Source organism: Halomonas sp. PBN3 (assembly GCF_000475415.1).
Taxonomy (GTDB): domain Bacteria; phylum Pseudomonadota; class Gammaproteobacteria; order Pseudomonadales; family Halomonadaceae; genus Halomonas; species Halomonas shengliensis.
The window spans coordinates 37535-51098 of record NZ_AXCA01000166.1 but is presented as its reverse complement, the minus strand read 5'-3'; the positions used below and the strand labels follow the sequence as shown (position 1 = coordinate 51098).

The 13564-nt window shown below is 70.8% G+C and carries 13 protein-coding genes and 2 pseudogenes; 6 read left to right on the top strand and 9 right to left on the bottom strand.

Annotated elements, in window-relative coordinates:
- The coding region (locus tag Q673_RS29995; RefSeq protein WP_023006433.1) for an FAD-dependent oxidoreductase at positions 1 to 470 on the bottom strand (470 nt) is incomplete at its 3' end.
- 55 nt (positions 471 to 525) lie between these two features.
- Between Q673_RS29995 and Q673_RS29990 the strand changes: the two genes are divergently transcribed.
- The 4 genes from Q673_RS29990 to phoR all read left to right on the top strand — a co-directional run bounded on the left by Q673_RS29990 (position 526) and on the right by phoR (position 4111).
- Entirely contained in the window at positions 526 to 1083 is a 558-nt protein-coding gene (locus tag Q673_RS29990) for a chorismate lyase (protein ID WP_052004242.1), read from the top strand.
- 81 nt (positions 1084 to 1164) lie between these two features.
- On the top strand, positions 1165 to 2070 hold the full coding sequence (ubiA, locus tag Q673_RS29985) for a 4-hydroxybenzoate octaprenyltransferase (protein ID WP_023006431.1): 906 nt from the start codon (positions 1165 to 1167) through the stop codon (positions 2068 to 2070).
- Between the two features lie 48 nt (positions 2071 to 2118).
- Entirely contained in the window at positions 2119 to 2808 is a 690-nt protein-coding gene (gene phoB, locus Q673_RS29980; RefSeq protein WP_023006430.1) for a phosphate regulon transcriptional regulator PhoB, read from the top strand.
- A gap of 1 nt (position 2809) precedes the next feature.
- A complete protein-coding gene (phoR, locus tag Q673_RS29975) occupies positions 2810 to 4111 on the top strand; it encodes a phosphate regulon sensor histidine kinase PhoR (RefSeq protein WP_023006429.1) in 1302 nt (433 codons plus the stop codon).
- A 6-nt stretch (positions 4112 to 4117) separates the two neighbouring features.
- Here phoR and cysZ read toward each other — a convergent pair whose 3' ends face one another.
- The 6 genes from cysZ to Q673_RS29945 all read right to left on the bottom strand — a co-directional run bounded on the left by cysZ (position 4118) and on the right by Q673_RS29945 (position 10292).
- Positions 4118 to 4843 (bottom strand): sulfate transporter CysZ, encoded by a 726-nt coding sequence (gene cysZ, locus Q673_RS29970; RefSeq protein ID WP_023006428.1) that lies wholly within the window; start codon positions 4841 to 4843, stop codon positions 4118 to 4120.
- A gap of 90 nt (positions 4844 to 4933) precedes the next feature.
- Positions 4934 to 5662 carry a phosphate signaling complex protein PhoU gene (gene phoU, locus Q673_RS29965; RefSeq protein WP_023006427.1) on the bottom strand — a complete coding sequence of 243 codons (729 nt, stop codon included), beginning with the start codon at positions 5660 to 5662 and terminating at the stop codon, positions 4934 to 4936.
- A 25-nt stretch (positions 5663 to 5687) separates the two neighbouring features.
- Positions 5688 to 6461, bottom strand: a complete 774-nt coding sequence (gene pstB / locus Q673_RS29960) for a phosphate ABC transporter ATP-binding protein PstB (protein ID WP_235048520.1) — start codon at positions 6459 to 6461, stop codon at positions 5688 to 5690.
- A gap of 67 nt (positions 6462 to 6528) precedes the next feature.
- Positions 6529 to 8067 carry a phosphate ABC transporter permease PstA gene (gene pstA, locus Q673_RS29955; RefSeq protein WP_023006425.1) on the bottom strand — a complete coding sequence of 513 codons (1539 nt, stop codon included), beginning with the start codon at positions 8065 to 8067 and terminating at the stop codon, positions 6529 to 6531.
- Entirely contained in the window at positions 8064 to 9263 is a 1200-nt protein-coding gene (locus Q673_RS29950; protein ID WP_023006424.1) for an ABC transporter permease subunit, read from the bottom strand. The genes pstA and Q673_RS29950 overlap by 4 nt, the downstream gene beginning before the upstream one ends.
- Positions 9264 to 9335: 72 nt before the next feature.
- Positions 9336 to 10292, bottom strand: coding sequence for a PstS family phosphate ABC transporter substrate-binding protein (locus Q673_RS29945; RefSeq protein WP_023006423.1), 957 nt, complete (start codon positions 10290 to 10292; stop codon positions 9336 to 9338).
- 129 nt (positions 10293 to 10421) lie between these two features.
- Here Q673_RS29945 and Q673_RS29940 point away from each other — a divergent pair, with 129 nt between their 5' ends.
- Positions 10422 to 10829: an acyl-CoA thioesterase gene (locus Q673_RS29940; protein ID WP_023006422.1), complete on the top strand. Its 408-nt coding sequence runs from the start codon at positions 10422 to 10424 to the stop codon at positions 10827 to 10829.
- A gap of 70 nt (positions 10830 to 10899) precedes the next feature.
- Here Q673_RS29940 and Q673_RS29935 read toward each other — a convergent pair.
- Positions 10900 to 11694: pseudogene (locus Q673_RS29935) on the bottom strand (TRAP transporter substrate-binding protein); the annotation flags it as partial.
- Positions 11695 to 11785: 91 nt separating this feature from the next.
- Between Q673_RS29935 and Q673_RS29930 the strand changes: the two are divergent.
- Entirely contained in the window at positions 11786 to 12991 is a 1206-nt protein-coding gene (locus Q673_RS29930; RefSeq protein WP_031218327.1) for an IS110 family transposase, read from the top strand.
- Between the two features lie 265 nt (positions 12992 to 13256).
- Here Q673_RS29930 and Q673_RS29925 read toward each other — a convergent pair.
- A pseudogene (locus tag Q673_RS29925) lies at positions 13257 to 13556 on the bottom strand (twin-arginine translocation signal domain-containing protein); the annotation flags it as partial.
- Positions 13557 to 13564 lie beyond the last annotated feature (8 nt).

Sequence of the window (13564 nt, the reverse complement as noted above, 5' to 3'; positions counted from 1 at the left end):
CCGGCGCCGATGATCGCCACCCGCGCCGGCCGCCCCAGGGCCGCCACGGCGGCGTGGAAGGCGCGGTAGTCGTCGAGGTCGTTGACCGCCATCACCCGGCCGGCCAGCGCCTCGGGCACCGCGAAGGGCGCTACCGGCGCCGCCCCGGTGGCCAGCACCAGCTCCCCGAAGGGCAGCCGCTCCTCGCCGATGCGCAGGGTGCGGCGCTCGGGGTCGATAGCCTCGACTCGGGTATGGGTGCGCACCACGGCGTCGAGGGAGTCGGCCACCGCCAGGGCGTCGCGGGCCGCCAGCCGCTCGGGCGCCAGGCCCTTGGCGAAGCCGGTGGAGAGCAGGGGCTTCGAGTAGTCGTCGCCGCCGTCCGCGGTGATCAGGGTCACCGGTCGCTCGGCGTCGAGGGCGCGCAGCTGGCGCAGCAGGCCGAGGCCCGCCATGCCGCTGCCGAGGATGGTCAGGGGCGCAGCGCTCATGGGACTCCTCGTCGGGAAGGGAATGGGGCGCATGGTACACTAGGCGCCCCTCAGGATGGACAGGGAGTCCACGGTGTCAGCCCCTCACCCCTCCGCCCCGCCGCGCTGGCGGCCGCTTGCCGCCGCCTATCCCGCCATGAGTCCCGCCTGGCGACGCTGGGTCGGCGCGCGGGACTCCCTCACCCTGCGCCTCACCGAGGCGGGGCGGCCGCGTCCCTTCCGGGTGCAGCTGCTCGACCAGCGCATCGCCACCCCGCGCCGCGACGAGGCCCAGGCGCTGGGGCTGCCGCCGGGGCGCCAGGCGTGGCTGCGCGAGGTGGCGCTCTGCCTGGGGGAGGCCCCCTGGGTGGCGGCGCGCTCGGTGGCGCCGCTGGAGGGGCTGCCCGACCACGAGCTCGAGCGCCTCGGCGAGCGCTCCCTGGGGGCCTGGCTGTTCCGCCAGCCCGACCTCGAGCGCGGCGCGATCGAGGCGACCGAGGACCCCGCCGGCTTCCACCCCGCCCGCGGGCCCTGGGGGCGCCGCTCGGTGTTCCGCCACGGCGGCTTCCGGGTGCTGGTGCAGGAGTGGTTCCTCGACGCCATGACGGATGACCTCGGCCTGCCTTCGCGCTAGGCTCTGGGGTTCCCGATGCCCAGGGGCGCCGGCACCGTCCCGTCCGCGCATCCCCCACCCCACACCCGCCGCGAGGTAGAGATGGACCGCACCCTGATGCGCCCCACGGGCCTGGCCCGGCTCCCCGACTTCCTGCGCCTGACGCGCCTCGACCGCCCCATCGGCACCTGGCTGCTGATGTGGCCCACCCTGTGGGCGCTGTGGGTGGCCGCCCAGGGCCTGCCGGAACGCCGCCTGCTGCTGATCTTCCTGGGCGGGGTCTACCTGATGCGGGCCGCCGGCTGCGTGGTCAACGACTACGCCGACCGCCACCTCGACGGCCACGTCAAGCGCACCCGGGACCGGCCGCTGGCCACCGGGCGCATCAGCGAGGGCGAGGCCCAGGTGCTGTTCGCCCTGCTGGTGGCGGCGGCCTTCGTGCTGGTGCTGTTCACCAACCTGTTCACGGTGCTGCTCTCCATCGGCGGGGTGATCCTGGCCTTCATCTACCCCTTCATGAAGCGCTACACCCACCTGCCCCAGCTGTTCCTCGGCGCCGCCTTCTCCTGGGCCATCCCCATGGCCTTCGGCGCCGTGCTGGGCCGGGTGCCCCTGGAGGCGTGGCTGCTGTTCGCCGCCAACGTCACCTGGACCGTGGCCTACGACACCGAGTACGCCATGGTCGACCGCGACGACGACCTCAAGATCGGCATCAAGTCCACCGCGGTGCTGTTCGGCGGTGCCGACCGTTTCATGATCGGCCTGCTGCAGCTGGTCACCCTGGCGCTGCTGGCCTGGGCCGGCACCCGCCTGGCGCTGGGCGGCTTCTTCTGGCTGGGTCTGGCCGGCATGGCCGCCACCTTCGTGTGGCAGCACCACCTGATCCGCGAGCGCGAGCGCGAGCCCTGCTTCCGCGCCTTCCTCAATAACTACTGGTCGGGCCTGCTGGTGTTCGCCGGCGTCGCCCTGAGCCTGTGGCCGAGCGCCCCTGTCACGCCAGTGTCATAATGGCGTGGTGAGATCGTCATCGAATTGCCCTGGACCCGAGGCTACCGGATGACCGCCAAGACCGTACTGATCGTCGATGATGAGGCGCCGATCCGCGAGATGATCGCGGTGGCGCTGGAGATGGCCGACTATCGCGTGCTCGAGGCGGACAACGCCCAGACCGCCCACGCCATGGTGGTGGATCACCAGCCCGACCTGCTGCTGCTCGACTGGATGATGCCCGGCACCAGCGGCATCGAGCTGGCGCGCCGCCTCAAGCGCGAGGAGACCACCGCCGAGCTGCCGATCATCCTGCTCACCGCCAAGGGCGAGGAGGACAACAAGATCCAGGGGCTCGAGGCCGGCGCCGACGACTACATCACCAAGCCCTTCTCCCCCCGCGAGCTGGTGGCCCGGCTCAAGGCGGTGCTGCGCCGGACCACCCCGCGCGGCGTCGAGGACCCGGTGGAGGTCGAGGGGCTGGTGCTCGACCCGGTCAGCCATCGGGTCAGCGCCGACGGCCGGGGGCTGGAGATGGGGCCCACCGAGTACCGCCTGCTGCAGTTCTTCATGACCCACCAGGAGCGCGCCTACACCCGCAGCCAGCTGCTGGACCAGGTGTGGGGCGGCAACGTCTACGTCGAGGAGCGCACCGTCGACGTGCATATCCGCCGCCTGCGCAAGGCGCTGGGCGAGCGCCACCAGCACCTGGTCCAGACGGTGCGCGGCACCGGCTACCGGTTCTCCGCCAAGGGCTGACGTGAGGCTCTGGCGACGGGAGCTGTGGCGCCTGGTCCTGCTGGCCGGCCTGGGCCTGCTGACCGGCTGGCCGCTGGGCGCCCCCGGCGCCGGCCTGGCCCTGGGGCTGGCGCTCTGCCTCGGCTACCACCTCTACCAGCTGCGCGCCCTGCACCGCTGGATCACCCACGACAGCCAGTCCGAGCCGCCGGCCGCCGCCGGGCTGTGGGGCGACCTGATGGATCGCCTCTACCGCTACCAGAAGGGGCAGCGCCTGACCCAGAAGCGCCTGCTCGACACCCTGCGGCGCATCCAGGAGTCCTCCGAGGCGATGCGCGACAGCGTGGTGATGCTCGACCGCCACGGCGACCTGGAGTGGTGGAACAGCGCCGCGGAACAGATGCTGGGCCTCAAGCCGGCGCTGGACCGCGGCCACCACATCACCAACCTGCTGCGCGACCCGCGCTTCGTCGACTACTTCCATCGCCGCGACTACCGCGAGCCTCTCACCCTGGCCTCGCCCATCGACGAGCGCAGGGTGCTGCAGTTCCAGATCACCCTCTACGGCGACGACGAGCGGCTGCTGATGGCCCGCGACATCACCCGCCTGCACCGCCTGGAGCAGATGCGCCGCGACTTCGTGGCCAACGTCTCCCACGAGCTGCGCACCCCGCTCACCGTGCTGTCGGGCTACCTGGAGACCTACGCCGACCAGGCCGAGCTGATGCCGCCACGCCTCGCCCGGGGCCTGGCCAGCATGCAGGAGCAGACCACCCGCATGCAGAACCTGGTGGCGGACCTGCTGCTGCTCTCGCGGCTGGAGATCGACCGCGGCGGCGCCGACCATGCTGCCCTGGACATGGCGGCGCTGCTGGAGGCGGTGCGGCGCGACGCCGAGGCCCTCTCCGGCGGTCGCCATGTCATCGCGGTGGAGCTCAGGGAGCCCCGCGCGCTGGTGGGCAGCGAGCAGGAGATCCGCAGCGCCCTCTCCAACCTCGCCTTCAACGCCGTGCGCTACACCCCCGAGGGCAGCCATATCACCCTGAGCTGGCGCCCCGCCGCGGACCACGGCGCCTGCCTGGAGGTGATCGACGACGGCGAGGGCATCGACCCGGTGCACCTCCCGCGCCTCACCGAGCGCTTCTACCGAGTCGACAAGGGGCGCAGCGCCGCCACCGGCGGCACCGGCCTGGGGCTGGCCATCGTCAAGCACGTGCTGCTGCGCCACGACGCCAGGCTCGAGATCGACTCCCGCCCCCGCCAGGGCGCCACCTTCCGCGGTCTCTTCCCGGCCGCGCGCCTCACCGAGGCCACGGCCGGCTGAGGCGAGTCAGCGCCTTGCCGGCAGGTTCCGGTAGTGGCCGTCCCACATCAGCACCCCGGCGGCCACCGCCCCGGGCAGCAGGAAGAGGTTGGCCAGCGGGATCCAGGTGATCAGGGTCACCCCGCCGCCGTAGGTGAGCGTCGGCCACCAGCGCGCCTTCAGCCGCCGGCGCATGTCGGCGAAGCTCACCCTGTTGTTGTCCATGGGGTAGTCGAGGTAGGTGATCGCCATCATCCACGCCGAGAACAGCGCCCACAGCAGCGGAGCGATCAGGTTGACCACCGGGATCCAGCTGATCACGAACAGCGCCGCCATGCGCGGCAGGATGTAGGCGAGCTTGACCATCTCGCGCCCCAGGGCGTCCACCGCCGTCTTCGCCAGGCCACGGTCGTCCAGGGGGGGACGGCCGGTGGCGGCGATCTCCACCTTCTCGGCCAGGAAGCCGTAGAAGGGCGCAGCGATCAGGTGGGTCACCAGGGTGAAGGTGAAGAACACCGCCAGCACCAGGCTGAGCACGAACAGCGGCCAGATCAGCCACTCCAGCCAGGCGAGCCAGCCGGGCACCATGCCCATCCAGTGGTCCAGCCAGCCGCCGAAGTTGGCCAGCACATAGCCGAGCATGGCGGCATAGACCAGCAGGTTGATGGCGATGGGAACGAAGACATAGCGGCGCAGGCCGGCACCGTAGACCAGGCGGGTCCCCCGGGCCAGGGCCGTGAAGGCATCGAGCATGGTGTGTCCTTGCGACAGGCGGAAACGAAACAGGCCGGCCACCGCGGGAGGCGGTGGCCGGCCACATTGACGATCAATCGCTCGCCGCGGTCAACCCTTGCGGGCGATCGCCTCGGCGTCGAGGTCGTCCGGATCGGTGTGGCGGATGTCCATGCCCTTGACCAGGTAGACCACGTACTCGGCCAGGTTGTTGGCGTGGTCGCCGATGCGTTCCAGGGCACGCAGGATCCACATCAGGCTGAGCACCGGCGAGATCGAGCGGGCGTCCTCCATCATGAAGGTCATCAGCGAGCGCATGGCGCTCTGGTACTCGTTGTCGACCTCCTCGTCCTCATGCACCAGCTTAAGCGCCAGCTCGGTATCGAAGCGGGCGAAGGAGGTGAGGGCGTCGCGCACCATGCGGCGCACGTGCTCGCTGATCATGCGCACCTCGACGAAACCGCGGCTGCCGTTGTCGCAATCGATCAGCTCGCAGGCGTTGCGGGCGATCTTGCTCGCCTCGTCGCCGATGCGCTCCAGGTCAGAGGCGGCACGGATCACCGCCAGCACAAGGCGCAGGTCGGAGGCGGTGGGCTGGCGACGCGCCAGCACCTGGGTGCACTCCTCGTCGATCTTGATCTGCATGTCGTTGACCGCGCGGTCGTTGTCGACCACCTGGCGGCCCAGCGCCGAGTCGCCCTCGAGCAGGGCGGCCACGGCGTCCTGGACCTGCTTCTCCACCAGGCCCCCCATCGCCATCAGGTGGGTCTTGAGCTCCTCGAGCTCCTGGTTGAACTGCCGCGAGATGTGCTGGCTGTGGATATCGCTGCTGATGTCCATGGGACTCTCCTTGGGGCCGGACCGCTCAGGTCATGCGCCCGGTGATGTAGTTCTCGGTACGCGCGAGGCGCGGGTTGGTGAACAGGGTCTGGGTGGGGCCGTACTCCACCAGTTCGCCCCGCTGCAGGAAGGCGGTGTAGTCGGAGACCCGCGCCGCCTGCTGCATGTTGTGGGTGACGAGCACCAGGCTGAGCCGCGACTTGAGGTTGCGGATCAGCTCCTCGATCTTCAGCGTCGAGATCGGGTCCAGCGCCGAGGCCGGCTCGTCGAGCAGCAGCACCTCGGGCCCCACCGCCAGGGTGCGGGCGATCACCAGGCGCTGCTGCTGGCCGCCGGAGAGGGTCCAGGCCGAGGCCCTCAGTCGATCCTTGACCTCCTCCCACAGCGCCGCCGACTGCAGCGCCCACTCCACGGTGTCGTCGATGCGGCGCTTGCGCAGGCCACCCTGCAGGCGCAGCCCGAAGGCGACGTTGTCGTAGATCGACATCGGGAAGGGGTTGGGCGCCTGGAACACCATGCCCACCCGCCGGCGCAGCTCGGCCACGTCCACCTCGGGGGCATGGATATCCTGCCCCTCCAGGCGGATCTCGCCGCGGCGCACCACCTCCTCGTTGAGGTCGTGGAGCCGGTTGAGGGCGCGCAGCAGGGTCGACTTGCCGCAGCCCGAGGGACCGATGAAGGCCGTCACCCGATGCCGGGGCACCCGCAGGGTGAGATCGCGCAGCGCCGGGGTCTCACCGTAGGCGAGGCTCAGCCCCTCGATCGCCAGGCAGCTCTCGTCGGCGGCGAAGTCGATGATCGGGCCGCCCGCCGTGGCGGGCGACGAGGTGAAGACGGACTCCAAGGCTCTCTCCCGGTGGCCGGCGCTAGGCGCGCGACGCCACCCCATGACGCGCCCTGAGATGATGGCGCAGGAATATTGCAGTCAGGTTAAGCACCAGGATCACCAGCACCAGCAGCAGCGCCGTGGCGTAGACCAACGGCATCGCGGCCTGGACGTCATCGCCATGGAAGGCGGTGTCGTAGATGTGGTAGCCCAGATGCATGAACTTGCGTTCAAGATGCAGGAAGGGGAATTCGCCGTCCACCGGCACCTGGGGCGCCAGCTTGGCCACCCCCACCAGCATCAGCGGGGCCACCTCGCCGGCGGCCCGCGCCACGGCCAGGATCAGCCCGGTGAGCATGGCCGGCACGGTCATCGGCAGCACCACCCGGGTGAGCATCTCCATGCGCGTGGCACCCAGCGCCAGGGCCCCCTCGCGCTGGTGCTCGGGCACCCGGGCCAGCCCCTCCTCGGTGGCCACGATCACCACCGGCAGGGTCAGCAGGGCCAGGGTCAGCGAGGCCCACAGCAGGCCGCCGGTGCCGAAGGTGGGCGACGGCAGCGAATCGGCGAAGAACCAGGCATCCAGCGAGCCACCGATGCCATGCACGAAGACCCCCAGCCCGAACACCCCGTAGACGATGGAGGGCACCCCGGCGAGGTTGCGCACCCCGATGCGCACCAGGCGGGTGAAGGGCCCCTGGCGCGCCACCTCGTTGAGGTAGATGCCGGCCAGCACCCCGAAGGGGGTGACCACCACCGACATCAGCAGCACCATCATCACGGTACCGAAGATCGCCGGCCACACGCCGCCGGCGCTGTTGGCGGCCCGCGGCCCCTCGGAGAGGAAGCGCCACACGCCCCGGCCCCAGGCGGCGAGCTTCTGCGGCGGCGACATGGCGTTGGGGCGCCAGGCGCGCAGCACCTCGGCGAGCGGCTGCTCGAGGCGCCGGCCGTCGACGCTCTCGAGCACCAGGGTGGCGCCCTGCATGGCCGTCTGGAGCTCGCGGATCCGCGCGTTGGCCCGCGCCAGCTCGGCGGCAGCCGCGGGGTCGCCCCCCTGCTCCAGGCGACGCACCAGGGGCGCCACCACGGCGTCACGCAGGTGGTCGCGCTCGTCGCGCAGGGTCTCGAGGGTTGCCAGGCGCTCCTCGAGCGCCGGCCAGGCGGCGGCGCCGGCGTGGCGCCGTCCGCCATCCTCCAGCGCCACCAGGTGGCCCAGGAAGTCCCCCCAGCGGCGGCGCTCCAGCACCACCAGCTCGGGGGGCGCCTCCAGCGCCGCGATGGCGTCCAGGGGTATCCAGCGCCAGCGCTCGCCATCGAGGTCGAGGTTGCCGGTGAAGTAGAGTCGCTCCCGGCGCTCGCTGCCCACCACCCGCTCCTCGCGCACCGGGATGCCGGCGAAGGGCGCCCCCTCCCGGGGGGTGACCTCGCTCACCTCGGCGGGCCAGAAGTGGCCCAGGCCGCCCACCGCCAGCAGCAGTAGCAGCCCCGCCAGCATCGAGAGCGACAGCGCCACGCTGCCGGCGGCGAGCCAGGGCCAGGGGCCCTCGCCGCGACGGCGGGTCAGGAAGGGCCTCATGCGCTGCCCTCCAGGCGGCGATAGCGGCGCCGCAGCCGGGTACGCACCACCTCCGCCAGCGTGTTGACCAGGAAGGTGAAGGCGAACAGCAGCAGCGCCGCCAGGAACAGCAGGCGGTAATGGGTCGCGCCGACGGCGGCCTCGGGCAGCTCGATGGCGATGGTGGCCGACAGCGAGCGCAGCCCCTCCAGGGGGCTCAGGCTCATCAGCGCCGTGTTGCCGCTGGCCATCAGCACGATCATGGTCTCGCCCACCGCCCGGCCGGCGCCGATCATCACCGCGCTGAAGATCCCGGGCCCGGCCGCCGGCAGCACCACCCGCCACAGCGTCTGCCAGCGGGTGGCACCCAGCGCCAGGGCGCCCTCGCCGAGGCTCGCGGGCACGCCGGAGAGCGCATCCTCGGCCAGGGCGTAGATGCCCGGAACCACCGCGAAGCCCATGGCCAGGCCGACGATCAGGGCGTTGCGCGAGGCGACATCCAGCCCCCAGGTCGCCTCGAGCCAGCCGCGCAGGTCGCCCCCCGGCAGGCCCGCCTCGAGGGCGGGGGCCAGCCACAGGGTCAGGCTCCCCACCAGCAGCAGCCAGGGCGCGAGCCACAGCCCCGCCCAGCCCGGGGAGAGCCGCGCGCGCAGGAAGGCGGGCAGCAGCGCCCGGAGCCCGCCGGCAGCCACCGCGCCCAGCGGCAGGGTCACCACCAAGGCCAGGGCGCCGGCGAGATGACGCTCCACCCAGGGCGCCAGCACCAGGCCGGCGACGAAGCCGATCACCACCCCCGGCAGGGCCTCCATCAGCTCGAGGGTCGGCTTGAGGCGGGCACGCAGCCGCCGCGGCATGTAGAGCGCGGAGTGGATGGCGGCGCCGAGCGCCAGGGGCACCGCGAAGAGCAGCGCCCAGAGCGCCGCCTTGAGAGTGCCCCAGGCCAGCGGCGCCATGCCGTAGTGCACCGCATCCCCGGCGACGAGGGGTTCGGGGCGCCAGCGGTGCTGGGGCTCGGCGTACCCCTCCACCGGCTGGGGCTGCCACAGCTCGGCGGGCGCCAGGGCACCGTCGCCCAGGAACAGCGGCACCACCTCCCAGGCCAGGAAGACGCCGATGGCCAGCACCGAGACCACCACGCCGACGCCCCCTGCGGTGATCAGCAGGGTCGCCAGGCGGTCGCGGAGACGGCGGCGTCGCAGTTGGCGTGGGTCAGTCATGGCCACTCACGGGCTGGAGGGAGAGGGGTAGACCATCACATTACGACACTGGCATGACAATGAGGTGACAGCTCACTCCGCCGTCGGCAGCGCGGCCAGCCAGGCCCGCTGCTCGGCCAGGCGCGCCGGCGCGAGGGTCACGAAGCCCTGTGCCTCGACCACCGCCTGGCCCGCCGGCGAGAACACCAGCTCGAGGAAGGCGCGCTCCGGGGCCGGCAGGGTCCCGCCGGGGGGCAGGTGCACGTAGAGATAGAGGGAGCGCGACAGCGAGTAGCTGCCGTCACGCACCGCCGCGGGGGTCGGCGCGGCCGCCTCGCCGCCGGCATCGCGGCGACGCAGCGCCTTGACCCCGGCGGTCAGGTGGTTGAGCCCGGCGAAGCCGATGGCCGAGGGCTCCGCGGCGACCGCGGCCACCACCGCTGCCGAGCCCGGGTGCTCGTTGAGGCGCACCCGGTAGCTGCCACCGCACAGCGCCCGCAGCCGGAAGAGGTCATGGGTGCCGGAGGCGACGTTGCGGCCGTGCAGCACGATGCGGTCCCCGGGCAGCGTCACCCCGAGCTGGCTCCAGCGCTCGATGGGGCGCTCGGCACCGCAGCGGCGCGACTCGGAGAAGATGGCGTCGAGCTCGCGGCGGCTGAGGGTCGCCAGGGGGTTGTGGCGATGCACGATCACGGCCAGGGCATCCCGGGCGATCTCCAGCTCCACCGGCGGGTAGCCGTGTCGCGCGACGAAGGCCTCGCGCTCGGCGGCGCTCATCGGCCGCGACATCGGCCCCAGCAGCGTGGTGCCGGCGGTGAGCGCCGCGGGGGCGCTGGCCGACCCGCTGGCCTGGAGCTGCAGGCGTACCCCGGGATGACGCTCGGCGAGCCGCTCCCCCCAGCGCAGCATCAGCCCCGCCAGGGTGTCGGAGCCTACCGCGTCCAGGGTGCCCACCACCTCGTCCGCCGGCAGCCGGGCCGCCGCCAGCGCCAGCATCATGCCCAGCAGCAGCACCCGGCCACGCCGGGTCACGCCCTTGCCGATCCTCACCGTTGCGTCTCCATCCCGTACCGTTCGAGGCCCATGATACGCCACCCTCGGGCTGGAGGGCGGCCCCTCCCGGGTTTACCATGGGCCGCGGTCTCGCCCCCAATAACAAGCCAGGATGATGACACCTTCATGACAGACCTCGACGACAGCCCCCGCCCGCGCGGCGAGCTGACCCTCAAGCTGCTGGCCAGCCGCCAGGACACCAACCTTCACGGCGACATCGCCGGCGGCTGGCTGGTCGCCCATATGGACCAGGCCGCCGAGCTGGCCGCCGGGCGCGAGGCCCGGGGACGCACCGCCACCGTGGCCATCGAGGCCATGGACTTCCTCTGCCCGGTGCGGGTGGGCGCCATGGTCAACATCTTCACCCGCCTGGTGGAGGTCGGCCACAGCTCGCTGCGCATCGATGTCGAGGTGTGGATCCGCCAGCCCCAGGAGCGCCACCCGGGCGAGCTGCACAAGGTCACCGAGGCGCGCTTCGTGATGGTGGCCATGGACGACAAGGGGCGCATCCGCGCCGTTCACCCCGCGGAGTAGGCCAGGCGTTCCCCCGGATGCAACGAGGGCGCCAAGCGGCGCCCTCGTTGCGTGGCGGGGAGCGCGGGAATCAGGCCCCCACGGCCTCGCGCGCCTTGAGGTAGGCGAACTCGCCGGCGTCGTTGGAGGGACGCACCAGCTTCTGGAAGGCGACGTAGGAGTCGTAGACCTTCTTCGACTCCGGGTCGCGCTCCACCTGCTCGGCGATGACCTCCTGGGAGGCCTCGTAGAGCGCCTTCATCACGTCCTCGGGGAAGGTGCGCAGCTCGACCCCATGCTCCTCGACCAGGGTCTCCAGGGCCTGGGCGTTGCGGTAGGTGAACTCGCTGATCATCGCCAGGTTGGCCGCCCGCGCCGCCTGGGTGACCACGGCCTTGAGGTCGTCCGGCAGGGCGTTCCAGGCATCCAGGTTGACCGTACCCTCGAGGATGGCGCTGGGCTCGTTCCAGGCCGAGGTGTAGTAGTAGTCGGCCACCTGATGCAGGCCGAAGGCCAGGTCGTTGTAGGGGCTGACCCAGTCGGCGGCGTCGAGCACGCCGGTCTGCATGGAGGTGAAGATCTCCGAGCCCGGCATATTGACGGTGGTGACGCCGATGCGGTTCATCGCCTCGCCGGCCAGGCCCGGCAGGCGCAGCTTGAGACCCTGCAGGTCCTCCAGGGAGTTGATCTCCCTCTTGAACCAGCCGCCGGGCTGGGTGGTGGTATTGCCCACCGGGAAGGGCTTGAGGTTGTGGGGGGCGTAGACCTCGTCCCACAGCTCCTGGCCGCCGCCATGGTAGAGCCAGGCGTTGGTCTCCTGGGTGTTCATGCCGAAGGGCACGGCGGTGAAGAACTGCGACGCGGCCACCTTGCCGCGCCAGTAGTAGACATCATGGATTGACCTGCCCCTCCTCAACGTCGTGGGTTACGTTGAGGTAGGGACCAAAATGCAGAGCCACTATTGAGGGAGGCAGGTCATGAAACAGTCTAACGCAACTCAGCAAGCTGTTGTCGAGCGGGCCGTTGCCCAGCGTGTCAGCGCCGCCGGCTACGTCCATGCCGCTTATATTGGCCTGGACGTGCACAAGGTCAGCATCTCGGTGGCCATCGCCGAGACCGGGCGCCAGGCGCCCGAGTTCCGCGGTGAGATTCCCAACGAACCCAAGGCCATCGACAAGCTGGTTCGCCAGCTGAGCGAGCGCTTCGCTGGGCAGCCCCTGCTGTTCAGTTACGAGGCCGGCCCCTGTGGTTATGGGATTTATCACCAGGTCCAGGCCAACGGCCATGACTGCGAGGTTGTCGCTCCGACCCTGATTCCCCAGCGTGCCGGGGACCGCATCAAGACCGATCGGCGAGATGCGCAGATGCTGGCCCGACTATCGCGCTCCGGTGAGCTGACCCCGGTGTGGGTGCCCACGCCGGAACAAGAGGCGATTCGTGACCTGACCCGCGCTCGGGAGGACATGAAGGCGGGCGAACTCCGAGCTCGACAGCGACTCAACGCCTTTCTGTTACGACACAGCAAGATCTATCCCGGCAAGAGCAAATGGGGGCCGGCATACTTTCGCTGGCTGGAGGAAACGGTTCGCTTCGACACCCCGGTTCAGCAGATCGTGCTGCAAGAGTATGTGGATCATGTGAAGGAGGCCCAGCGTCGGGTGGCCGGTCTGGAGAAGCAGATGAAAGCCGCCTTGCCCGCCTGGTCACTGGCGCCAGTGGTCGAGTCGGTTCAGGCGATGCGTGGCGTCAGCCTGATCACCGCGATGACGGTGCTGGCGGAGCTCGGTGATATCACGCGCTTTGACTCACCACGCCAGTTGATGGCTTACCTGGGTCTGGTGCCCAGCGAGCACTCGAGCGGTGGTAGCCGGCGGCAGGGCGGTATCACCAAGACCGGCAATGGCCATGTGCGACGCGTGTTGGTGGAAGCCGCCTGGAGCTACCGCTTCCCGGCCCGCAAGACACGCATTATCGAGCAGCGAGCCGAGAAGACCTCGTCAACGGTGCAGGCGATCGCCTGGGAAGCGCAGAAGCGCCTGTGTGGACGTTACCGGCGCCTCGCCGCCACGGGCAAGGTCAAGCAGCAGGTCACCACCGCGGTGGCACGGGAATTGGCCGGCTTCCTGTGGGCGATTGCCTGCGAGGCCATGGGCAAACCGCATGGCAGCCGAGCCGCCGCATGATCTTGGCGTCCCAGTGCCTACGGCTCAGGGAGCGTCGGGCCGGTGGGAGAACCCCTGACCCTCCTATGAGGCCTCCGCCCTCCGGGGTGGGGTGACCCTCGCTTGTAGACCAGGGTAGCTCCGCGACGAAGTGATGACAGGTCGGTACCCAACCCACGAATACCAGAGAGATCCACCGTCGCTGATAGCCCCTCGCTTCCTGAGCCGTAGGCATTGAGGACAATCACATGTAGTAAAGCCAACCGACCCCTTGACGGGTCAATCCATACCAGGAGGCGGAGTGGCCCATCTCGGCGGTGCCGGCGCCCACGGCGTCGAACACCTCCAGCGGCGGCACCAGCTCGCCGGCACCGTGCACGCGCACGCGCATGCGCCCGCCGGAGAGGGTCTCGATCAGCTCGGCCAGGTGGTTGGCGCCGGTGCCCAGCGCCGGGAAGTTCTTGGGCCAGGAGGTGACCATGTTCCAGGTGATGGTCTCCTGGGCCTTGGCGGTGGAGACGAAGGGGGCGGCGACGACGCCGGCGGCGCCGGCACCCAGGGTCTTGATGAAGTTGCGGCGTTGCATGCGGGCAT